Genomic DNA, 19,591 nt, shown 5'->3' on the forward strand with positions numbered 1-19,591 from the left:
CGAGCACTACCGCAGCGGCGGCAGCAGGCCCCGAACGCCGGCCATCATCCGCGCGATGAGCAGCGCGGGATCGACCACCGTGCCCTCGCGAATGAGAGCGTCCAGGTCGTCGAGACTCATCCTCGCCGCCTCCACCTGTTCGGAGGGGTCGGATCGGTCCGCCACGGCGGGATGGGTGGTCGAGCAGAAGAACAGGTGCACCGGCCACGACACCCGTCCGGGATTCGGGTAAAAGGTGTGCAGGGGAATGAGAGCCTCGGGATCGAGGCCGAGCTCCTCACGACACTCCCGTGCGGCGGCTTCCTCCGGGGACTCGCCTGGCATGCCCGCACCACCGGGAAGGTCGAGAATCCACCGGTCGAGCGGGAAACGATACTGCCAGCTCAGGCACAACCGGCGATCGTCATCGAGCAGCAGAACGGCCGCACCGAACGGGAAGGTCTCATCGACCAGAAAGACGGTGCGCTCACCCGTGCCCAGCTCCACCTCGTGCTCGACGAGAGTCACCCGGCCGTCGAAGACGACCTGCGAATCGAGTCTTCGCCAGTGCGGTTGATTCGGGTTCGTGGCCGCCTGCTACGGGGTCGCGGTGGGGCTCGGCGAGGGGCTGGGGCTCGAGGTCACGGTGGGGTCCTTCGTGAAGGTGTCTCCCGCCGCCTTGACCACCGCGGCGGCGAACGCCTTCTTGTCGCCGATAGCGCCCTGGTACTTGACGCCGTTGATGATCACCGTCGGAGTGCCCTGGATCTTGCTGACATTGGTCTTCGCGATCGGCCCCGTCGTCGCCCTGTTGGTGGCGGCCGTCACCCAGGTCTTGAATTTCTGGCCGGTGATACAGCTCGAGATCGAGTCGACCTTTTTCGGTTTCACCTGTTTGGCCAGCTTGATCAACTGGGCGTCGGTGAGGCCGGTGGTGTTCTCCTCCGGTTGGTGCGAGAACAGCGCCGCGTTGTAGTCGAAGAAATCGTTCGGCGAGTAGTTGGCGACACACGCCGCCGCATTGGCCGCCCTGGTCGAGTACTTCGCACCGAGCGACTGATTGTCGAGGATCGCAATCGGGTGGATCTCCTCGGTCGCCGCGCCGGTCTTGAGCCAGGTCTTGATCTGGTCGGAGTTCGTGGCCTCGAAGGTGCCGCAGATCGGGCACTGATAGTCGATGTAGATCTGGATGTCGATGACATCGGGCGGGTTCGTCGCGGAGGGCACCGGCTTGGCATCCGGCTCCAGAGCGGCGGTGGGGGTCGCCTTGAAGCCCTGGCCGATCTTGACCCCGTCGCTGAGCATGTTGAGGGGTCCGGGCGACGGCGGACGTACGCCGTTGATGACGATGAGCCCGACGACGGTGATGATGGCCAGAAGGAGCACCACCAGGCCGCCCTGGAGGAACACCCTGTTACGGCGTTCCTTCTTCTTCTGCTCCTCGCGAAGCGCGCGGGCCTTCTGGCGTGCGGACTCGCGCCTCTCGTTCCTGCTGAGGCGGTCGTCGCCGGAAGCACCGTTAGTCATCGAACCTCACTCTTGATCAATGTCGCTCGGCAGAAAGTCCGATGCATTGACTGTGATCGGGAGCCCTCTGAACATTAGACAGCCAGTCTGGGAATTACCCAAACTCCCGCCCGTACCGGGGCGGCGTCGCCCGGGTACGGGGCCGGGTCGTGGTAGTGGCATAATGGCCCTGAATCATCATCCATTCACTACGGATCGTCCGGCACGTACCTGCCGGTGAAGGAGTTAGTAGCACCATGGCATCTGTCACATTCGACAAGGCAACCCGAATCTACCCGGGTTCCACCCGCCCAGCCGTCGATTCGCTCGACCTCTCGGTCGCCGACGGCGAGTTCCTCGTCCTCGTCGGTCCCTCCGGTTGCGGAAAGTCGACCTCCCTGCGAATGCTCGCCGGCCTCGAAGAGGTCAATGAGGGCAACATCCTCATCGGCGACCGCAACGTCACCGACGTCCCCCCGAAGGATCGCGACATCGCGATGGTCTTCCAGAACTACGCGCTCTACCCGCACATGACGGTCGCCGAGAACATGGGCTTCGCGCTCAAGATCGCCGGCGTCAACAAGGAGGACCGCGCCAGCCGCGTCCTCGAGGCCGCCAAGCTGCTCGACCTGGAGCCGTACCTCAGCCGCAAGCCGAAGGCGCTCTCCGGTGGTCAGCGTCAGCGCGTCGCCATGGGTCGCGCGATCGTCCGCCAGCCCCAGGTGTTCCTCATGGACGAGCCGCTGTCGAACCTCGACGCCAAGCTCCGCGTCCAGACCCGCACGCAGATCGCGTCCCTCCAGCGTCGCCTCGGCGTCACCACGGTCTACGTGACCCACGACCAGACCGAGGCGCTCACCATGGGTGACCGCATCGCGGTGCTCAAGGACGGCGTGCTGCAGCAGGTCGGATCGCCCCGCGACCTGTACGCGAACCCGAAGAACGTGTTCGTCGCCGGCTTCATCGGCTCCCCCGCCATGAACCTGTTCACCGCCGACTTCGTCGAGGGCGGCCTCAAGTTCGGAACCGCCATCGCGCCGATCGAGCGTTCGACGATGGGGGCGACCACGAACACCAAGGTCACCATCGGCGTCCGTCCGGAAGACGTCAAGGTCTCCGCCTCCGGCGAGGGCCTCCAGGTCCACGTGGATGTCGTCGAGGAGCTCGGCGCCGACGGCTACCTGTACGGTCACACGGACATCGACGGCGCCCGCGTGGACATCGTCGCCCGTGTTGATGGGCGCGTCCACCCGAACGCCGGCGAGACGGTCTTCATCCTGCCGAAGGCCACTCACATCCACGCGTTCGACATCGAGTCGGGCGAGCGCCTCAGCAAGGCCGTCACCGACTGATCGATCGGTTCTCCAGGTGCAGCGCGGGCGACGTTCTTGTCGCCCGCGCTGCACGTTAACGGCGGTATTCCCGCCGGATAGGCTCAACACATGAGCGGTTCACTCAACATCACCTCGGCGACGGTCGACCCCGCCCTGCTCGACCTGCCCTGGAATCTGCCGCTCGACCTCTGGCCGGACAGCGTGATCGCGGCCCTTCCCAAGGGCATCTCCCGCCACCTCGTGCGCTTCGTGCATCTCAGCGGCTATGTCATCGCGATCAAGGAGACCTCGGCGGAGCTGGCCAGGCGCGAGTATGAGATGCTGCGCACCCTGCAGAAGCTCGACGTGCCCTGCGTCGATCCCGTGGCCGTGATCACCAATCGCACCGACGACGACGGCAACGATCTCGAGGCGGTGCTCGTCACCCGGCATCTGAAGTTCTCGCTGCCCTACCGCGCGCTGTATTCGCAGACCCTGCGGCCGGACACGGCGACGAGGCTCGTCGACGCCCTCGCCGTCCTGCTCGTCCGGCTGCACATCATCGGCTTCTTCTGGGGGGACGTGTCGCTCTCCAACACCCTGTTCCGTCGCGACGCCGGCGCGTTCGCCGCCTACCTCGTGGACGCGGAGACCGGGCAGCTCTACAACGGCCTGTCCAACGGGCAGCGCGAGAACGACCTGGAGATCGCCAGGGTCAACATCGCCGGGGAGCTGCTCGACCTGGCCGCGGGTGGCCGCCTCGACGAGGAGGCCGATCCGGTCGAGGTCAGCAACGGCATCGTCGCGGCCTACCGCAACCTGTGGAAGGAGCTCACCGGCTCCGAGTCGTTCTCCTCCTCTGAGCGGTGGCGCATCAACGAGCGGGTCGAACGTCTCAACGAGCTCGGATTCGACATCGAGGAGCTCGCCATCAAAACGGACGATGCCGGCAGCCAAGTGCGCATCCAGCCGAAGGTCGTCGACGCGGGCCATCACCAGCGCCGTCTGCTCCGGCTCACCGGCCTCGATGCGCAGGAGAACCAGGCCAGACGACTGCTGAACGACCTCGACTCCTATACCGCCACCTTCAAGAAGAAGGGGATGGACGAGGAGATGGTCGCCCACGAATGGCTGGCCCAGGTGTTCGAGCCGGTCATCCGCGCCATCCCGAAGGAGCTCAAGGGTCGGCTGGAGCCGGCGGAGGTCTTCCACCAGCTGCTCGACCACCGCTGGTACATCTCGCAGAACGAGAACCGCGACGTCCCGCTCGCCGAGGCTGTCAGCTCCTACATCGACAACGTGCTGCGGCACCGCCGGGACGAGGCCACCGTCATCGATCCGCCGACGGAGGCCATCGGCCTGCCAGCCGACGCTCTCGAGGACGCCCTCGACGAGGACGACTGGCGCGCAACGGTCTAGCGACCGCCGCCGTCGGCCATCCGCCGGCGGGACGACAGCGCTACCTGGCGGCGCGCTGCTTCGCGATCTCGTAGAGCGTGACGCTTGCGGCGATGCCCGCGTTGAGCGACTCCGTCGCCGCGGAGATCGGGATCGAGACGATGGCGTCGCAGGTCTCGGTGACGAGGCGCGAGAGGCCCTTGCCCTCGCTTCCGACGACGACCACGAGCGGCTCCTTCGCCCAGGACAGCTCGGGCAGCGGGGTGTCCCCCGCGCCGTCGAGGCCGAGCACGAAGACCCCGCGCTCCTTGAACGCCTTCAACGTCTGCGTGAGGTTGCCCGCCATGGCGACCGGCGTTCGCGCGGCGGCACCGGCGGAGGTCTTCCACGCCGCGGCGGTGAGGCCGACCGAGCGGCGCTGGGGGACGATGACACCCTGGCCGCCGAACGCGGCGACCGAGCGGATGATGGCGCCGAGGTTGCGCGGATCGGTCACGCCGTCGAGCGCCACCAGCAGCGGCACCTGGCCGCGGGAGACGACCCGCTCGAGCAGATCGGTCGGATGCGCGTACTCGTACGGCGGAACCTTGAGGGCGAGGCCCTGATGCACGGAGTCGAAGCCGGCGAGGCGGTCGAGCTCCGGACGCATGACCTCCAGGATCGGCAGTCCGCGTTTCGTCGCGATCTGCATGACCTCCTTGACCCGGTCGTCGTATTCGATGCGCGTGGCGATGTAGAGGGCGGTCACCGGGATCTTGGCCCGCAGCGCCTCGAGAACGGAGTTGCGACCGGTGACGATCTCGAAGTCGTCGGTCTGCTTGGCCCTGCTCGGTCGCTGGGTCTGCTGGGCCGGACGCTGCGGTGCGCCGGAGCTCGACGGCGTCCTGCCCGACTGCCGGTCGCCACCGGCCGCGACGAAACGCTCCTGCGCTGCCTTCCGCTTTCCGGCGGGATGATACGGACGGTCCTCTGCCTTCGGGGTCGGCTTGCGGCCCTCGAGCGCCTGGCGGCCCTGTCCTCCCGAGCCCACCTGCGGTCCCTTGCGCGCCTTGCGAACCGCGCCCGCGCGGGGCTTGTTCGCTCCACTGCTCTTCATCAGTCAAGACTCCAATGTGACCCCGTCGGGGTGTCCTCGATCTGGATGCCCGTTGCAGCCAGTTCGTCGCGGATGCGGTCGGCCGAGACGAAGTCCTTCGCCCGGCGTGCCGTGTCCCTGTCTTCGAGCAGCTTCTCCACGAGGGTGGCGAGCGCTGCCGCTGCCGGCTCGTTCGCGGCAGTCTGCCACTCTACGGCCATCGGGTTGATGCCGAGAACCTCGGTCATCGCCAGGACCTCCGCCTGGATGGCCGCCGCGCCCCCCAGGTCCTCGGCATCGAGGGCCGCGTTGCCCGCGCGCACCCGCTCGTGCAGCACGGCGAGAGCCTGGGGAACGGCGAGGTCGTCGTCCATCGCCTCGGCGAACTCCTCTGGGACGATCTCGACGCCGGTCCCGGCGAAGCGGGTGTCGGCGAGCCGGCGTTCCACCCGGTCGAGGAAGACCTCGATGCGCTCGAGCGCTGCCTCCGCCTCGATGAGCGCGCCGTCGTGATAGTCGATGGTGGAGCGGTAGTGCGCCGCGCCCAGGTAGTAGCGGACGACGAGCGGTCGCGCCTGATCGAGGAACTCGCTGGCGAAGATCGAGTTGCCGAGCGACTTCGACATCTTCTGCCCGTTGACGTTGACCAGTCCGTTGTGCACCCAGTGGTTGGCGAAACCGTGACCGGCGGCGGCCGACTGGGCCAGCTCGTTCTCGTGGTGCGGAAAGCGTAGGTCGAGGCCCCCGCCGTGGATGTCGAACCGCGTGCCGAGATATCTCGCCGACATCGCCGAGCACTCGATGTGCCAGCCGGGGCGTCCGCCACCCCAGGGGGAGGGGAAGGATGCCGACTCCGGCTCCTCCGGCTTGTGCCCCTTCCAGAGGGCGAAGTCGCGCGCGTCGCGTTTGCCGCGGGCATCCTCCCCCTCGGGCGGGGCATCCGCAGAGGCGGGCAGGTCGCCCGGCCTCTGGTTGGTGAGCTCGCCGTAGGCCGGCCAGGAGGCGACGTCGAAGTAGACGTCGGCCGAGCCGTCGTCGGCGGCATAGGCATGCCCGCGGTCGATGAGCTGTGCGATGAGCTGCTGCATCTGGGGGATGCTGGCCGTCGCGCGCGGTTCGTAGGTGGGCGGGAGGATGCCCAGGCGCGTGTAGCCGGCGGTGAACTCGAGCTCGTACCGGTAGGCGAGCGCCCACCACTGCTCGGAGGTCCCCGCCGCGCCGGCCAGGATCTTGTCGTCGATGTCGGTGACGTTGCGGACGAGGGTGACCCGGTATCCCCGGTAGGTGAGCCAGCGGCGCCACTGGTCGTAGACCAGGGCGGAGCGCAGGTGGCCGATGTGCGGGGACGACTGGACCGTCGGACCGCACACGTAGATGCCGACCTCTCCGTCGACGAGGGGGATCAGGTCGACGAGCCCGGAGGTCCTGGAGTCGTAGAGGCGCACAGTCACAGGTGACAGCTTAACGAGTGCGATACAGCAGGGCCGTCGAGATGACGGCGATGCCCTCCCCGCGACCGGTGAAACCGAGACCGTCGGAGGTCGTCGCGGCGATGCTGACCGGAGCGCCGATGAGGCCGCCGAGGTAGCCCTCGATCTCGGTCCTGCGCGCGGCGAGCTTCGGATGCCTCGCAACGACCTGGACGGCGACGTTGCCGACCGAGTACCCCGCGCCCGTGACGAGCCGCACCGTCTCGGTGAGGAACACCTCGCCGTGGGCGCCGGCGAAGCGCTCCTCCGCGGTGCCGAAGCGGCCGCCGATGTCGCCGAGTCCCGCCGCGGAGAGCAGGGCGTCGCAGATCGCGTGGCTCAGGGCATCGCCGTCGCTGTGGCCGGCGAGCCCCGGCTCGTCCGGCCAGTACAGGCCGCCGAGCCAGAGCGGACTGCCGTCGTCGTAGGCGTGCACGTCGATGCCGACGCCCGTCCGGGTCTGCACCGCTTCCGGCGAGATCAGCGACTCCGCCCTGCGCAGGTCCCAGGGGGTGGTGATCTTGAAGGCCAGGGAGTCGCCCTCGATGACGGTGACCGGATGCCCGGCGGCGGCGAACAGCGCGGCATCGTCGGTGTAGTCCTCCGCCGCCATCGCATACGCCTCCACCAGCTGCCGACGCGGAAAGCCCTGCGGGGTCTGCACGGCGACCAGCTCGGAACGGTCGATCGTCTCCAGCGCGCGCCCGGCATCCGTGCGCTTGATGGTGTCGGTGACGGGCAGCCCGGGGATGACGCCTGCCCCCGTTGCCGCCACCGCGGCGACGACGGCGTCGAACAGCGAGGCGGGGGTGAAGGCTCGCGCGGCGTCGTGGACGAGCACGGTCTCGATCGAGGGGAGCAGCGCGGCGAGGCCGGCGGCGACAGAGCCCTGCCGGGTCTCCGCGCCCGCGACGACGGTGGTGTACCCGGAGGCGACACCCGCAACGGACAGCGTGAGGCCGCGGGCCGCCTCGAGCGAGTCGGCGGGGGCGACGACGATCAGCTGCACCGGCTCGGCCATCGCGAAGACGGTCTCGAGGGCGTGGGCCAGGATCGTCCTGCCGGCGATCTCGACAAACGCCTTCGGCAGCGGCGCGCCGAGCCTGCTTCCGCTCCCGGCCGCAACGACGACGACCGCGCAGGCCGCGTCGATGCCGCCGCTAGGAAGCAAGGACCTCATCGAGAACGATCGAGGCCTTCTCCTCGTCGGTCTTCTCCGCGAGCGCGAGCTCGGAGATGAGGATCTGCCTCGCCTTCGCCAGCATGCTCTTCTCCCCGGCGGAGAGCCCACGATCCTGATCGCGGCGCCACAGGTCCCGGACGACCTCGGAGACCTTGATCACGTCCCCGGAGGCGAGCTTCTCGCCGTTGGCCTTGAACCGCCTGGACCAGTTGGTGGGCTCCTCGGTGAACGGCTCACGCAGCACGTCGAAGACGCGGTCGAGGCTCTCCTTGCCGATGACGTCGCGCACCCCGACGAGGTCGACGTTGTCGGCGGGGACCTCGATGACGAGGTCGCCCTGCTTCACGTTGAGTTTGAGGTAGAGCTTCTCTTCGCCCTTGATGATCCTGGTCTTCACCTCGGTGATCGTCGCGGCCCCGTGATGGGGATAAACGACCGTCTCGCCAACCTCAAAAATCATGAATGGGGCTCCGTTCCAAGGCATCCAGTTTACCATGGGGTCTTTCGGCTGGACGGGTCGCTGGCAGGCCGTCCCGCACGATGGGTAGGCTAAACTCCAAGCAGGTTTCCGCGGGCAGGCCCGTGGCGGCACGTCGTTTACATCGTTCTGGAGGGGTTCTGTGCGAGCACGTTTTGCTGCATCCGTTGTCGTTGCGGCGACGCTCTTGCTGTCCACAACCGCCTGCACCTTCTTCTCTCCGCAGGCGACGCTCAAGCACTACGACCCGAGCGACGGCGTCGGCACGACGATCGGCGACGTCAAGGTGGAGAACGCCATCCTGCTGAGCAAGAACGGCAAGGACGCGAGCTTCCTCGTCAACTTCATCAACGACGGCGACAAGGACGTGCGACTGCTCGTGCAGTACGACGAGCCGGGCGCCAAGGGCTCCAAGGTCGACACGACCGTCAGGGTCGGGGCAGGAGAGACGAAGACCTTCGGCTCCTCGGACACCAGGCAGCTCGTCTTCACCGACATCGACACGAAGCCGGGCGCCCTCTTCCCCGTCTTCGTCCAGTACGGCGAGAAGACCGGCAAGCAGCTGCTCGTCCCCGTGCTCGACGGCAGTCAGAAGGAGTACGCGGGTCTGCTGCCAACGCCGACTCCGACGCCAACCCCGACATCGACGCCGTCCCCCAGCTCCTCGCCGACCAACTGAGCCGCGGCGCTCAGGCCCCGATGTCTCAGGCCTCGAAGCGATAGCCGAGGCCGCGCACCGTCACGAGCATCTCCGGATCCGACGGGGCCTTCTCGATCTTCGATCGGATCCGCTTGATGTGCACGTCGAGCGTCTTGGTGTCGCCGAAGTAGTCGGCACCCCAGACCCGGTCGATCAGCTGACCCCTGGTGAGGACGCGCCCGGAGTTGCGCAGCAGCACCTCGAGCAGCTCAAACTCCTTGAGCGGCATGGGCATCTCCGACCCGCGCACCGCGACCGTGTGCCGCTCGACGTCCATCCGCACATCGCCGGCCTCCAGGATCGCGGCATCCTCTGCCTCCTCGTCGACCCGGCGACGCATGACGGCGCGGATGCGTGCCAGCAGCTCCCTGGTCGAGTACGGCTTGGTCACGTAGTCGTCCGCCCCGAGCTCGAGGCCGACCACCACGTCCACCTCGCTGTCCTTCGCCGTCAGCATGATGATCGGGACCTGCGAATGGCTCCGGATCTCCCTGCACACCTCGGTGCCGGAGATGCCGGGCAGCATGAGGTCGAGCAGCACGAGGTCGCTGCCGTTCTTCTCGAACTCGGCGAGCGCGGACGGCCCGTCGGCGGCGATCGTCGTCTCGTAGCCCTCCCGTCCGAGCAGGAACGCGAGCGGCTCGCTCAGCGACGATTCGTCTTCGACGATCAGGATACGGGTCATCAGGCTTCCTTCAGTGATGCCGCCGCAGAGGCATGGGTCGCCTCTGGCAAGCGGATGGTGAACGTTGAACCGTTGCCGGGCTGGGACCACACCCGCACGTCGCCTCCGTGGTTCTGCACGACGTGCTTGACGATGCTGAGGCCGAGCCCAGAGCCCCCGGTGTGGCGTGAGCGGGCCGGATCGATGCGGAAGAAGCGCTCGAACACCCTGTCCCGCTCCTCGTCGGGGATGCCGATGCCCTGATCGGTCACGGCGATCTCCACGATGCCGTCGGCATTGGTCACCCCGACCCCGACCCTCGAGCCCTCCGGCGAGTACTGGATGGCGTTGGCGATGAGATTGTGCAGCGCGACGGTGAGCAGCGGCTCGTCGCCGTAGACCTCGGCGCCGGCGTCGCCTCCGCTGACGATCGTCACCCGGTTCGAGTCGGCGACGACCTTGTTCTGATCGATGGCCAGGGCGACCACGTGATCGATGTGGACGACCTCCGGCTTGGTCAGGGCATCCGCGGCCTGCAGACGGGAGAGCTCGATGATCTCCTGGGTGATCCTGGCCAGGCGGTCGGCCTCCTTCGTCAGCCGTTTGGCGAACCGGCGCACCTGCTCCGGCTCGTCGGATGCCGCCTGGAGCGCCTCCGCGAGGAGGCCGACGGCCCCGATCGGTGTCTTCAGCTCGTGGCTGATGTTGGCGACGAAGTCACGGCGCACCTCGTCGAGGCGGTAGGACTCGGTGCGATCCTCGGCGAGCAGCAGGATGTAGCGGGCACCGAGCCTGGCGACCCGGACGAAGAGGTAGATGTTGGCGTCGCCGAAGGGTCCGCGGGAGAGCTCCAGCTCCTCGGTGAGCGGATCGCCGCTGCGGCGCACGCTGTCCACGAGGGCGACGAGCTCCGGATGCACGAGCCCCTGGTTCCAGACGAGCCCGAAGGCCATCGCCCCCGGTGAGGCCTTCACGACGTTGTTGGAGGGATCGAGGACGACCCCCGCGGACTCGAGCGCCTCGATGACCTGGTCGACGCCGTCGGGGACCGCCGTGCTCGCGACGTCCGCCGCACGACGGCCGCGGCGCGCCGAGGCGATCAGAACGATCACGATCGCCGCCCCGACGAGAATGCCGAAGACGAGCGACAGCGGCACCAGCCACGCGGAGTCCATAGCGACTAGGTTAGTTACATCTCCCGGCGCCGCCACGCCGAAAGACCCGTCCGCAGGCAGCACGTCGGGAGTTGTTCAGATGGTCATCACTCGCCGTTAACCTCTTCGGAGCAGTGTGGCCTCAACTGTGCGAGCGATGACTGCTCGCTTCGAGAGGGACGTGGAACAAATGCGCGAGGTTTTCCAGCAGGAACTGGCTGAGGTGCAGGAGCGCCTCGTCGAGATCTCCAGCCTCGTCGCGATCGCGATCGCGAACGCCACTCACGCCTTCAACGACTCGAACGTCTCCCTCGCGGAGAAGGTCATCGAGGAGGACGCCAAGATCGACGAGGCCGCCGTCGCCCTCGACGAGCTGGCCATCGACATCCTCGCCCGCCAGCAGCCGGTCGCCCGCGACCTGCGCATCGTCGTCAGCGCGCTGCGCATCAGCGCCTCGCTCGAGCGCATGGGCGACATGGCTGAGCACATCGCCCAGCTCGCCAGGTACCGCTTCCCGGAGAAGGTCGTGCCGAAGTCGCTGCGCAGCACCTTCTCGGAGCTCGGCCGCCTCGACGTGCAGATCGCGAACAAGCTCACCGAACTGCTCCGCACGGAGGACGGGCGGATCGCCGAGGAGATCCGCAACGACGACGACCAGATCGACGCGCTGCACCTCAGCGTCTTCGACAAGGTCCTCGGCGAGACCTGGAAGGGTGCCGCGGTGGACACCGTCGACTCGACCCTCGCCTCCCGCTACCACGAGCGCTTCGCGGACCACGCGGTCTCCATCGCCAAGAAGGTCCAGTACCTCGCCACCGGCGACTGGGTGGCCGTCGACGCCTGAGCGGTCGGGACCTCGGCACGACCTCTCCGCCCCACGACGACGAAAACGGGGCCGATCTCTCGGCCCCGTTTGTCGGTCAGCGGATGACTACTTCTTGGTCCCCTGCGCGGCGACGGCGGCGACACCCGCGGCGGCGGCCTCCGGGTCGAGGTACTCCGCCGGCTTGACCGGCAGGAAGTCGTCACCGAGCGTGTAGACCAGCGGGATGCCGGTCGGGATGTTGAGCTCGGCGATGTCCTCATCGGAGATCTTGTCGAGGTGCTTCACCAGGGCGCGCAGCGAGTTGCCGTGCGCGGTGACGAGCACCGTCTTGCCCGCGGCGAGATCGGGCTTGATGTCCGACTCCCAGTAGGGAAGCATCCGGGCGATCACGAGCTTGAGGGACTCGGTGCGGGGCAACTCGTCGCCGAGGCCTGCGTAACGAACGTCGTTGGCCTGCGAGAACTCGCTGTCGTCGTCCAGGGGGGGCGGCGGCACGTCGAAGGAGCGACGCCAGGTCATGAACTGCTCCTGGCCGTACTGCTCGAGGGTCTGCGCCTTGTCCTTGCCCTGCAGTGCGCCGTAGTGACGCTCGTTGAGCCTCCAGCTGCGCTTCACGTCGATCCAGTCGCGGTCGGCCTCGGCGAGGGCGATGTTGGCGGTGTGGATCGCGCGCTTGAGCACCGAGGTGTACAGGATGTCGGGGAGGATGCCGGATTCGGCGATCAGCTCGCCGGCCCGCTTCGCCTCGGCACGACCCTGGTCGCTCAGGTCGACGTCAACCCAACCGGTGAAGAGATTCTTGGTATTCCATTCGCTGTTGCCGTGACGCAACAGGATGAGCGTGTGAGTCATGTTCTCACTCTAGCGAGCGGGGCCCGGGCCTTTCGTCCCGTCCGAGGGCCACCGGAACGGCCCGCTGGCGACGGCGAGCATGCTGAATACTGGGGTGATGGCCATCGGCTCGATCACCCGCGGAACGACCGGCACCAACCGGTTGCGCCGGGTCGACCGATGGATCGCACAGCTGCCCGGATTCCGCCGTGCGGCCTCGCCGCTGGTCGTCGATCTCGGGTACGGCGCCTCGGCGACCACGACCCTCGAGCTGCACCATCGGCTCGGCCGGGTGCGGCCGACCGTCGAGGTGATCGGCATCGAGATCGATCCGGCCAGGGTCAGGCTCGCCTCGGCCTCCGCCAAGCCGGGCGTCAGCTTCCGGATGGGCGGCTTCGAGGTGCCGCTGCCCGAGGGCCGCCCGGCCACGGTCATCCGCGCCCTCAACGTGCTGCGGCAGTACGACGAGTCGGCCGTGCTCGACGCGTGGCGGCTCATGGTCTCCCGCCTGGAGCCGGACGGGACCCTCGTCGAGGGGACCTGCAACGAGGTGGGGCGCGTTGCCAGCTGGGTGGATGTCACCCCCCGCGGCCCGGAGAGCCTCACCGTCAGCCTGCGCCTGGCCGAGCTGGAGCGGCCGTCGATCGTCGCCGAGCGACTGCCCAAGGTGCTCATCCACCACAACGTTCCCGGCGAGAGGATCCACGACCTCCTGCACGACCTGGACCGGCAGTGGCAGATCAACGCCCCGCTGGCCGTCTACGGCCCCTCGCAGCGCTGGATCGCCACCGCAGCGGGTCTGCGCGCGGACGGCTGGCCCGTCCTCGGCGGCAGGTCGAGGTGGAGACTCGGCGAGCTCACCGTCGCCTGGGAGTCGATCGCCCCGAACGGGTTCGCCTGGGTGGAGCATCCGCTTTCGTGACTGCCTTACGATGGGAACAACGAGGTGAAGCGTCGGAACGCCTCGGTGCCGGACGGCTTCCCGTGGCGCGTATTCCTTACGCGCATTGGAGCAAGTCATGTCCCCCCTCGATCTCAGGCCCACCCTCGTCATGGGTGCTCGTGGCCACATCGGAAAGCACGTCCTCGACGGCCTGAGCGCTCGGGGCCTCCCCGTGCGAGCGTCGGTCCGCACGCTCGCGCCGGGCCGGTTCCCGGCCGGAGTCGCCGTGTTCGCAGCGGACCTGACCGATCCCACCAGCCTCACCCTCGCGTTCGACGGCGTCGCCCAGGTGTTCCTCTACGCCAATCACGAGGGCGTCGCCGGAGTCATCGCTGCCGCTCGCGAGACCGGCGTGGAGAGGATCGTCCTCCTGTCCTCCGGGAGCGTCATCCATCCGACCTCGGCGGGGAACGCGATCACGGAGGAGCACCGGGAGGTCGAGGACGCCTTCGCGGCCGCGTCCGATCTGGTGGTGGTGCCGATCCGTCCGCTCGTGCTCGCCACCAACGCTCTCGGGTGGGTGTACTCGATCAGGGCCACCGGGTCGCTGCCGCTCTATAGGCCCGACGCGGTCACCGCCCCTATCCACGAGAGGGACATCGCGGCCGTCGCCGTGGCCGCGCTCACCGGCAGCCCCTCGCCGAGGCTCAGTGAGTTGCTCACCGGCCCGACCGGGATCAGCCAACGTGAGCAGGTCGCCGCGATCGCCGCCGCGGCCGGGCGGGACATCACGGTCGCCGAGCTGACGCGAGACGATGCGCTGGCGCAGTTCTCGCGGTTCATGCCCGCCGCGGAGGCCGAAGCCGTTCTGGAGTTCCTCGATGACGCCGACGCCGGCAACTCACCCACGACCTCGACGGTCGGCGACATTCTCGGACGCCCCGCGACCGACATCGGCGCCTGGGCCGTTGACCACGCATCCGACTTCTGTTGAGCTGAGCGCATGACCGCATACGACGCCGAGCTGTGGCACGACCTGTTCGTCATGACCGGAGGAGCCGCCGCGGCCCTCGCCGGACTGATCTTCGTCGCGGTGTCGCTCAACCACGAAGCGATCCTCGAGATCCCCGCACTTCCCGCTCTCGCCGCCCGAACGCTGAGCATCCTGATCGGACTGGTGCTGCTGTGTCTCGTCGGCCTGACCCCCGGGCAGTCCAGGGCGGCGCTCGGAATCGAGGTCCTCGTCATCGGGGTCGTCCTTGCCGGGATCGTCCTCGGCACCACCCTGCGGAACATCGGGGGGACGCAACTGCTTCGATGGCGGGTCAGCCTCGTGGGTCTTGCCCTGGTCGCATCCCTTCCCGCTGTCATCGGCGGAGCATCCCTGATCGTCCGGGCGGGAGGAGGCCTGTACTGGGTCCTCGCCGAGTTCATCGCCGGGATCGTCGTCGCGGTCTACTACGGCTGGATCCTCCTCATCGAGATCCGCCGCTGACGCTGGATACCCCGTTCACGCCGAGCGGTCCGCCTGACTACACGTCGGGAAGCAGCGCCCTGGCCTTCTCCTCCGGCAGGTCGGCCGCGGTCAGCAGGTCGACGAGCAGGGGGCGGAGCATGAGCACGACGACGGAGTCGGTGACCGGCGCATCCTTGGCGACGATGTCCGGACGCAGCCGTTCGGCGACGGCGACGAGCCCGATACGCACGGTGTCGCCCAGCCGTGGATCGTCGAGGCTCTGCCCGAGCAGGGAGACGGAGGTCGCCAGGCTCGCCACCAGTGCGGCGATGGCCGGACGGGGGACGCCGTCTCGCACGAGGAAGTCGAGCCGGCGGCTGATGACCCGGAGGTTGCGGGTGGCGAGGTCCATGCCGCGAAGCACCCTCGCCTGGGCGTCGAGCTCCGGGCCGTGACGGCGGAGGAACGGCGAGATGCGGGCGATGGCTCTGGCGGATTCGAGGGAGGCGCTCCAGGCGTCGAGAATCGGCTGGGTGCCCCGCAGTCGATCGAGGGCGCGATCGGCCGCCGACCCGTCGCCCCGCTCCAGCGCACCGACGAGCAGCGAGAGGGCATCGGTGAAGGCGCCGAAGAGCGCCCTGGCGTCGTGCAGCGCGATGCGGCGAGGGTCCCGCGGCAGGATGGCCGTGATCAGGAGGGCGACCAGCCCGCCGACGAGACCGTCGAGACTGCGGACGAAGGGGCCGCCAACGGGCGCGGGCAGCAGGAGCACGAGCATGGACTGCACCCCCGCCGCCACGGCGAAGGCATTGCTCGCCGAGAAGACCCTGGCGACGAGCAGCACGATGAGCAGCACGACCGGGATCTGCCAGATGCCTCGACCGACCACGAGCAGCAGCGACTCGCTGAGCACGATGCCGATGAGCATCCCGACCGCCGACTCGAGCACCCTCACCGGGCGGGCGTCCCGCACGAAGCCGAGACTCGAGATCGTCACGGTCACCGCCAACAGCGGCACGGCGTGGCCGAGCCAGTAGTGGGCGATGGCATAGCTGGCCGTGACGGCGACCGTGATCTGCAGAGCGGGCACGATCGACTCGCGGAACCGCTCCCCGGTGGACCGGAAATCCGGTCGGATCATGGCGAAGGGCGAGCGCACTTCGTCAGCGGTGGACGGTGCCGAGCCGCGGCAGGCGGGGGACGTCGGCCGCGGCCCCGGCATCCGGCGGGACGACGATCTCCTGCGCGGCGGCCACAAGCACATCCTCGGCACGGACGGCGAGGTCCGCGCGCGGGTCGGTCGACCGCTTGACCACGGCGAGGGCGACCGGACCGAGCTCGAAGTGCATGGCTGAGGAGGTCACCCGGCCGACGACCGTGTCCCCGAGGAGGACCTCGTCGCCCTCCCGCGGGAGCACGGCATCCGACCCGTCCAGATGGAGCAGGACGAGACGCCGGGGCGGATGCCCCAGGTTGTGCACCTTCGCGACCGTCTCCTGCCCCCGATAGCAACCCTTGGTGAGGTGCACCGCGGAGCGCAGCCAGTCGAGCTCGTGCGGGATCGTCTTCTCGTCGCCCTCGGTGGCGAGCCGCGGCCGCCAGGCGGCGATGCGGAGCGCCTCGAGCGCCAGCGACCCCGCGGCGGGCAGGTCGATGGTCGCAAGGCTCGCGCGCGGGACGAGGATCTCGCTGTAGGTCCACTCGACGCCCGGGTGCTCGGTGACGGTGGCGTACTGGAACCCGCCGGGGGCCACCGACCCCCACGGGTCGTGCCAGACCAGGGCGAGACCGTTCGGTGCCGCGGCCAGGATGTCCGGAGAGCCCAGCGTGCCGATGGTGGCGAACTCCTCCGTGCGGTCGGCGACCTGCACCCGAAGCATGAAGCGCATGCTGTTCAGCCAGTCAAGGAGCCCGGTGGCCTCGGCGCCTTCGACGAGCAGCCAGAGGTCCGTGCCGTCGTCGACGAGACGCAGGTCGTACTCGAGCCGTCCGGTCGGGTCGAGCTGGAGGGTCTCGCTCGACTCCCCCGGCGCGAGGCGCGCGACGCTCTGGCTGGTCAGCGAGTCGATCCAGCTAAGACGGTCGGCCCCGGAGATCGAGAGGACCGCGCGATGCGAGAGGTCGACGATCGCCTCCCCCGCGGCGAGCGAGCGCTGCTCTGCCAGCGGGTTGCCGTAGTGCGCGGCGACGCCGGCATCCCTGCCGGTTCCGGCCACCGCGCCGGGCCTGGTGAGGAACGGGCTCGCCGGCGCGTCCTGCCGGTCGCTCGCCGGCGCATCCTGCCGCCCGGTGTCACTCAACGCGGGCCAGCCTTCCGGAGGAGTGGGTCGCCAGCTCCTGGCCGAGGGCGGCGATGTCCCAGGCCCAGAGCAGGTGGTTCTCGACGAGGCCGTAGAGGCGGGTGGAGGCGGTGTGCTCCTTCGCGTTGACGGAGCGCATCACCGCATCCGTCGCCAGATCGATCCTCGGCCCCTTGACGAGCCCGATGTAGAGCTCGCTGACGCCGCCGGGATGGAGGATCGAGGCCTCGATGTCGAAGCCGCCGGACGAGCCCCGCAGGGCCTCGACGGACCGTGCCGTGGTGAACGGCCTGGCGCCGATGCCGGGGAGCATGCCGGGGCCAGGGTCGCCCTCCGTCGCCGGCCTGGCGAGCCGCCAGTAGCCGGTCTCGGTCGCGAGCGGGGTGTGATCCTCGTCGAGCAGCCAGGTGTAGGAGTTGTAGTTGAGGTACGGCAGGCCGTCGTGGCTGAAGCTGATGCGCTGGCCGAACTCGTAGTTGCGGGTGTCGTCGCCGATGTCGTAGTTGATCAGGCCGGTGCCCTCCCAGACGCCGATCAGCCAGGAGAGCGGAACCAGTTCCGCCGGAAGATTTACCGGAAGCTCGATCACGATGATCGGACGATCAGCGCTGGCCGCGGAAGAGGTTGTACACGACCACGACGGAGACATAGGCGATCGCGAGGGTAGCCAGCACGAGAAGGCCGACGAAGAAGAGTTCCAACCCGAGATACATGGCCTAATCCTAAACCGAGGCCAGCTGGACGGCGCCAAGGACGATCGTCGCGATCGCGAGGATCACGATCGAGCCGCCCAGGCTCGTCATGACCCGGTTGACGAAGCCGTTCTTCTCCTCCGTGGCCAGTTGTAAACAAAACGTTATGAGCGTCGCCACGGCGAGCACACGGGGAAGCCAGACGAGATAATCGCTCGGCGGACTGAGGAATGCGACGAGGATCGCGGCGATCACGACGAGCAGCCAGACCGGCAGGACGCTGCGGATGGCGAGGCGTTTGCCCGGCTGGTCGATGGTCATCCCTCAATCTTGCCCTACCGAGCCAAACTGCGGCTTAAACAACCTTTAGACTGTGGTCTGGCACTTGGAGGACCCGTTGGCGCAGCTGTTGATCCTGACCTCTGCGGTCAACAGCGACGTTTTACCGGCCCTCGGGCTGCTCAGCCACCGCACGAGGCAGATTCCGGCGGAGCCGGCATCCCTCATCACCGCCCCGAGCTGCGACCTCATCCTCGTGGACGCCCGCAACGACCTCGCGAGCGCGAAGTCGCTCTGCAAGATACTCAACACCACCGGCGTCAACGTGCCGCTCATGCTCATCCTCACCGAGGGCGGCCTCACCGCCGTGAGCGCCGACTGGGGTGTCGACGACGTGGTGCTCGAATCTGCGGGCCCCGCCGAGGTGGACGCCCGCATCCGTCTCGCGGTCGGTCGTCAGGCGCTCGACAAGACGAGCAACAAGATCCACGCCTCCGGTGTCGTGATCGACGAGGCCAGCTACTCGGCCAAGGTGCATGGTCGACCGCTCGACCTCACCTTCAAGGAGTTCGAGCTTCTGCGCTTCCTCGCTACCCACCCGTCGCGCGTGTTCACCCGGGAACAGCTCCTGAGCGAGGTCTGGGGTTACGACTACTTCGGCGGCACCCGCACCGTCGACGTGCACGTGCGGCGGCTACGGGCGAAACTCGGCGATCTCGAATCGCTCATCGGCACGGTGCGCAACGTCGGCTACCGCTTCAACGTCTACGACGACGACCCAGAGCGCCTTGCCCAGGCCGTCAACTCCTGACCTCGCTGCGCTCATCGCGCGTGCTCGCACGGCGGATGGCCAGCCGCCGTTCTCGGATCAGGCGCTCGTCGATCTCCGCACCGGCTCGCGGCGACTCCTGACCGTCGGCCCCGGCGCCGCCATCGTCGGGGAGGGCGAGGCCGAGCTGGTCGTCGACCCGGATGCCCGCGGCACGGGCAACGGAACCGCCCTTCTCGAGGCGGTCCTCGCCGACACCGGCGGCGACATCCTCATCTGGTCGCACGGCGACCACCCGGCCGCGCGTGCCCTCGCGGCCAGCCACGGGTTCAGCGCGGTGCGCACGCTGCTGCAGCTGGAGAGCACAGTTCCGGCGGTCGAGCCCGAGCCGGTGACGGAGACCTTTCGCCCCGGCATCGACGAAGACGAGTGGGTCGCCCTCAACGCCCGCACCTTCGCGTTCCATCCCGAGCAGGGTTCGGTGGCCCGCGCCGACCTAGAAGAACTGGAGCGTGAGGAGTGGTTCGACGCCGACGACTTTCTCGTCGCCCGCCGGGACGGGCGCATGGTCGGCTACAACTGGCTGATGATCGAGCCCGGCGCATCGGACGGCGAGATCTATGTCATCGGGGTCGA

The 19,591-nt window shown here is 68.3% G+C and carries 22 protein-coding genes; 9 read left to right on the forward strand and 13 right to left on the reverse strand.

Annotated features, from left to right (window positions below):
- Positions 1-6: 6 nt before the first annotated feature.
- Positions 7-507, reverse strand: a complete 501-nt coding sequence (locus tag VGC18_RS05995; RefSeq protein WP_331095262.1) for an NUDIX hydrolase — start codon at positions 505-507, stop codon at positions 7-9.
- A gap of 69 nt (positions 508-576) precedes the next feature.
- Entirely contained in the window at positions 577-1,506 is a 930-nt protein-coding gene (locus VGC18_RS06000; RefSeq protein ID WP_331095263.1) for a thioredoxin domain-containing protein, read from the reverse strand.
- Positions 1,507-1,742: 236 nt separating this feature from the next.
- Here VGC18_RS06000 and VGC18_RS06005 point away from each other — a divergent pair, with 236 nt between their 5' ends.
- Complete coding sequence (locus VGC18_RS06005; RefSeq protein WP_331095265.1) at positions 1,743-2,837, forward strand: sn-glycerol-3-phosphate ABC transporter ATP-binding protein UgpC; 1,095 nt, start codon at positions 1,743-1,745, stop codon at positions 2,835-2,837.
- A gap of 90 nt (positions 2,838-2,927) precedes the next feature.
- Positions 2,928-4,217: a DUF4032 domain-containing protein gene (locus VGC18_RS06010; protein WP_331095267.1), complete on the forward strand. Its 1,290-nt coding sequence runs from the start codon at positions 2,928-2,930 to the stop codon at positions 4,215-4,217.
- 40 nt (positions 4,218-4,257) lie between these two features.
- Here VGC18_RS06010 and rlmB read toward each other — a convergent pair whose 3' ends face one another.
- From rlmB to VGC18_RS06030, 4 genes are read right to left on the reverse strand one after another with little or no spacing between them, the layout of a single operon-like run.
- Positions 4,258-5,292 carry a 23S rRNA (guanosine(2251)-2'-O)-methyltransferase RlmB gene (gene rlmB, locus VGC18_RS06015; RefSeq protein ID WP_331095269.1) on the reverse strand — a complete coding sequence of 345 codons (1,035 nt, stop codon included), beginning with the start codon at positions 5,290-5,292 and terminating at the stop codon, positions 4,258-4,260.
- Entirely contained in the window at positions 5,292-6,722 is a 1,431-nt protein-coding gene (cysS, locus tag VGC18_RS06020; RefSeq protein WP_331095272.1) for a cysteine--tRNA ligase, read from the reverse strand. Before cysS ends, rlmB begins: the two co-directional genes overlap by 1 nt.
- A gap of 10 nt (positions 6,723-6,732) precedes the next feature.
- On the reverse strand, positions 6,733-7,911 hold the full coding sequence (gene ispD / locus VGC18_RS06025) for a 2-C-methyl-D-erythritol 4-phosphate cytidylyltransferase (RefSeq protein WP_331095274.1): 1,179 nt from the start codon (positions 7,909-7,911) through the stop codon (positions 6,733-6,735).
- Positions 7,901-8,383, reverse strand: coding sequence for a CarD family transcriptional regulator (locus VGC18_RS06030; protein ID WP_331095277.1), 483 nt, complete (start codon positions 8,381-8,383; stop codon positions 7,901-7,903). Before VGC18_RS06030 ends, ispD begins: the two co-directional genes overlap by 11 nt.
- A 205-nt stretch (positions 8,384-8,588) precedes the next feature.
- Between VGC18_RS06030 and VGC18_RS06035 the strand changes: the two genes are divergently transcribed.
- Positions 8,589-9,080, forward strand: a complete 492-nt coding sequence (locus tag VGC18_RS06035) for a hypothetical protein (RefSeq protein ID WP_331095279.1) — start codon at positions 8,589-8,591, stop codon at positions 9,078-9,080.
- 25 nt (positions 9,081-9,105) lie between these two features.
- Here the strand turns inward: VGC18_RS06035 and VGC18_RS06040 are convergent, their stop codons facing one another.
- Complete coding sequence (locus VGC18_RS06040) at positions 9,106-9,786, reverse strand: response regulator transcription factor (RefSeq protein WP_331095281.1); 681 nt, start codon at positions 9,784-9,786, stop codon at positions 9,106-9,108.
- Entirely contained in the window at positions 9,786-10,940 is a 1,155-nt protein-coding gene (locus VGC18_RS06045) for a sensor histidine kinase (protein ID WP_331095283.1), read from the reverse strand. The genes VGC18_RS06040 and VGC18_RS06045 overlap by 1 nt, the downstream gene beginning before the upstream one ends.
- Before the next feature lie 169 nt (positions 10,941-11,109).
- On the opposite strand from VGC18_RS06045, the gene phoU reads away from it, so the two are divergent.
- Complete coding sequence (gene phoU, locus VGC18_RS06050) at positions 11,110-11,763, forward strand: phosphate signaling complex protein PhoU (protein WP_331095286.1); 654 nt, start codon at positions 11,110-11,112, stop codon at positions 11,761-11,763.
- An 87-nt stretch (positions 11,764-11,850) separates the two neighbouring features.
- Here phoU and VGC18_RS06055 read toward each other — a convergent pair whose 3' ends face one another.
- Complete coding sequence (locus VGC18_RS06055; RefSeq protein ID WP_331095288.1) at positions 11,851-12,597, reverse strand: phosphoglyceromutase; 747 nt, start codon at positions 12,595-12,597, stop codon at positions 11,851-11,853.
- 97 nt (positions 12,598-12,694) lie between these two features.
- Here VGC18_RS06055 and VGC18_RS06060 point away from each other — a divergent pair, with 97 nt between their 5' ends.
- From VGC18_RS06060 to VGC18_RS06070, 3 genes are all read left to right on the forward strand, one after another.
- Positions 12,695-13,498 carry a class I SAM-dependent methyltransferase gene (locus tag VGC18_RS06060; RefSeq protein WP_331095290.1) on the forward strand — a complete coding sequence of 268 codons (804 nt, stop codon included), beginning with the start codon at positions 12,695-12,697 and terminating at the stop codon, positions 13,496-13,498.
- A gap of 97 nt (positions 13,499-13,595) precedes the next feature.
- Positions 13,596-14,453 (forward strand): SDR family oxidoreductase, encoded by an 858-nt coding sequence (locus VGC18_RS06065; protein WP_331095292.1) that lies wholly within the window; start codon positions 13,596-13,598, stop codon positions 14,451-14,453.
- A gap of 9 nt (positions 14,454-14,462) precedes the next feature.
- A complete protein-coding gene (locus VGC18_RS06070) occupies positions 14,463-14,954 on the forward strand; it encodes a hypothetical protein (RefSeq protein ID WP_331095294.1) in 492 nt (163 codons plus the stop codon).
- Positions 14,955-14,991: 37 nt separating this feature from the next.
- Here the strand turns inward: VGC18_RS06070 and VGC18_RS06075 are convergent, their stop codons facing one another.
- The 4 genes from VGC18_RS06075 to VGC18_RS06090 all read right to left on the reverse strand — a co-directional run bounded on the left by VGC18_RS06075 (position 14,992) and on the right by VGC18_RS06090 (position 18,228).
- Positions 14,992-16,056, reverse strand: a complete 1,065-nt coding sequence (locus VGC18_RS06075) for an FUSC family protein (protein ID WP_331095296.1) — start codon at positions 16,054-16,056, stop codon at positions 14,992-14,994.
- A gap of 22 nt (positions 16,057-16,078) precedes the next feature.
- Positions 16,079-17,215 carry a YgfZ/GcvT domain-containing protein gene (locus tag VGC18_RS06080; RefSeq protein ID WP_331095298.1) on the reverse strand — a complete coding sequence of 379 codons (1,137 nt, stop codon included), beginning with the start codon at positions 17,213-17,215 and terminating at the stop codon, positions 16,079-16,081.
- A complete protein-coding gene (locus tag VGC18_RS06085; RefSeq protein ID WP_331095300.1) occupies positions 17,208-17,804 on the reverse strand; it encodes an FABP family protein in 597 nt (198 codons plus the stop codon). The genes VGC18_RS06080 and VGC18_RS06085 overlap by 8 nt, the downstream gene beginning before the upstream one ends.
- 133 nt (positions 17,805-17,937) lie before the next feature.
- On the reverse strand, positions 17,938-18,228 hold the full coding sequence (locus VGC18_RS06090) for a hypothetical protein (protein WP_331095302.1): 291 nt from the start codon (positions 18,226-18,228) through the stop codon (positions 17,938-17,940).
- Positions 18,229-18,304: 76 nt separating this feature from the next.
- On the opposite strand from VGC18_RS06090, the gene VGC18_RS06095 reads away from it, so the two are divergent.
- Together VGC18_RS06095 and VGC18_RS06100 are read left to right on the forward strand one after the other, a co-directional pair.
- Positions 18,305-18,997: a response regulator transcription factor gene (locus VGC18_RS06095; RefSeq protein ID WP_331095305.1), complete on the forward strand. Its 693-nt coding sequence runs from the start codon at positions 18,305-18,307 to the stop codon at positions 18,995-18,997.
- A partial coding sequence (locus VGC18_RS06100) for a mycothiol synthase (protein ID WP_331095303.1) occupies positions 18,975-19,591 on the forward strand: 617 nt, incomplete at its 3' end. The genes VGC18_RS06095 and VGC18_RS06100, both read left to right, overlap by 23 nt.

The organism is Lacisediminihabitans sp. (genome assembly GCF_036404185.1).
GTDB lineage: Bacteria > Actinomycetota > Actinomycetes > Actinomycetales > Microbacteriaceae > Lacisediminihabitans.

Excerpts from the sequence above, each read along its gene's own strand:
- VGC18_RS06055 (WP_331095288.1), bottom strand. The coding sequence starts at position 12,597 with ATGACTCACACGCTCATCCTGTTGCGTCACGGCAACAGCGAATGGAAT.
- VGC18_RS06075 (WP_331095296.1), bottom strand. The coding sequence starts at position 16,056 with ATGATCCGACCGGATTTCCGGTCCACCGGGGAGCGGTTCCGCGAGTCG.
- VGC18_RS06045 (WP_331095283.1), bottom strand. The coding sequence starts at position 10,940 with ATGGACTCCGCGTGGCTGGTGCCGCTGTCGCTCGTCTTCGGCATTCTC.
- VGC18_RS06040 (WP_331095281.1), bottom strand. The coding sequence starts at position 9,786 with ATGACCCGTATCCTGATCGTCGAAGACGAATCGTCGCTGAGCGAGCCG.
- VGC18_RS06065 (WP_331095292.1), top strand. The coding sequence starts at position 13,596 with ATGTCCCCCCTCGATCTCAGGCCCACCCTCGTCATGGGTGCTCGTGGC.
- phoU (WP_331095286.1), top strand. The coding sequence starts at position 11,110 with ATGCGCGAGGTTTTCCAGCAGGAACTGGCTGAGGTGCAGGAGCGCCTC.
- VGC18_RS06060 (WP_331095290.1), top strand. The coding sequence starts at position 12,695 with ATGGCCATCGGCTCGATCACCCGCGGAACGACCGGCACCAACCGGTTG.
- VGC18_RS06000 (WP_331095263.1), bottom strand. The coding sequence starts at position 1,506 with ATGACTAACGGTGCTTCCGGCGACGACCGCCTCAGCAGGAACGAGAGG.
- rlmB (WP_331095269.1), bottom strand. The coding sequence starts at position 5,292 with ATGAAGAGCAGTGGAGCGAACAAGCCCCGCGCGGGCGCGGTTCGCAAG.
- VGC18_RS06090 (WP_331095302.1), bottom strand. The coding sequence starts at position 18,228 with ATGACCATCGACCAGCCGGGCAAACGCCTCGCCATCCGCAGCGTCCTG.
- VGC18_RS06030 (WP_331095277.1), bottom strand. The coding sequence starts at position 8,383 with ATGATTTTTGAGGTTGGCGAGACGGTCGTTTATCCCCATCACGGGGCC.
- VGC18_RS06010 (WP_331095267.1), top strand. The coding sequence starts at position 2,928 with ATGAGCGGTTCACTCAACATCACCTCGGCGACGGTCGACCCCGCCCTG.
- VGC18_RS06005 (WP_331095265.1), top strand. The coding sequence starts at position 1,743 with ATGGCATCTGTCACATTCGACAAGGCAACCCGAATCTACCCGGGTTCC.
- VGC18_RS06070 (WP_331095294.1), top strand. The coding sequence starts at position 14,463 with ATGACCGCATACGACGCCGAGCTGTGGCACGACCTGTTCGTCATGACC.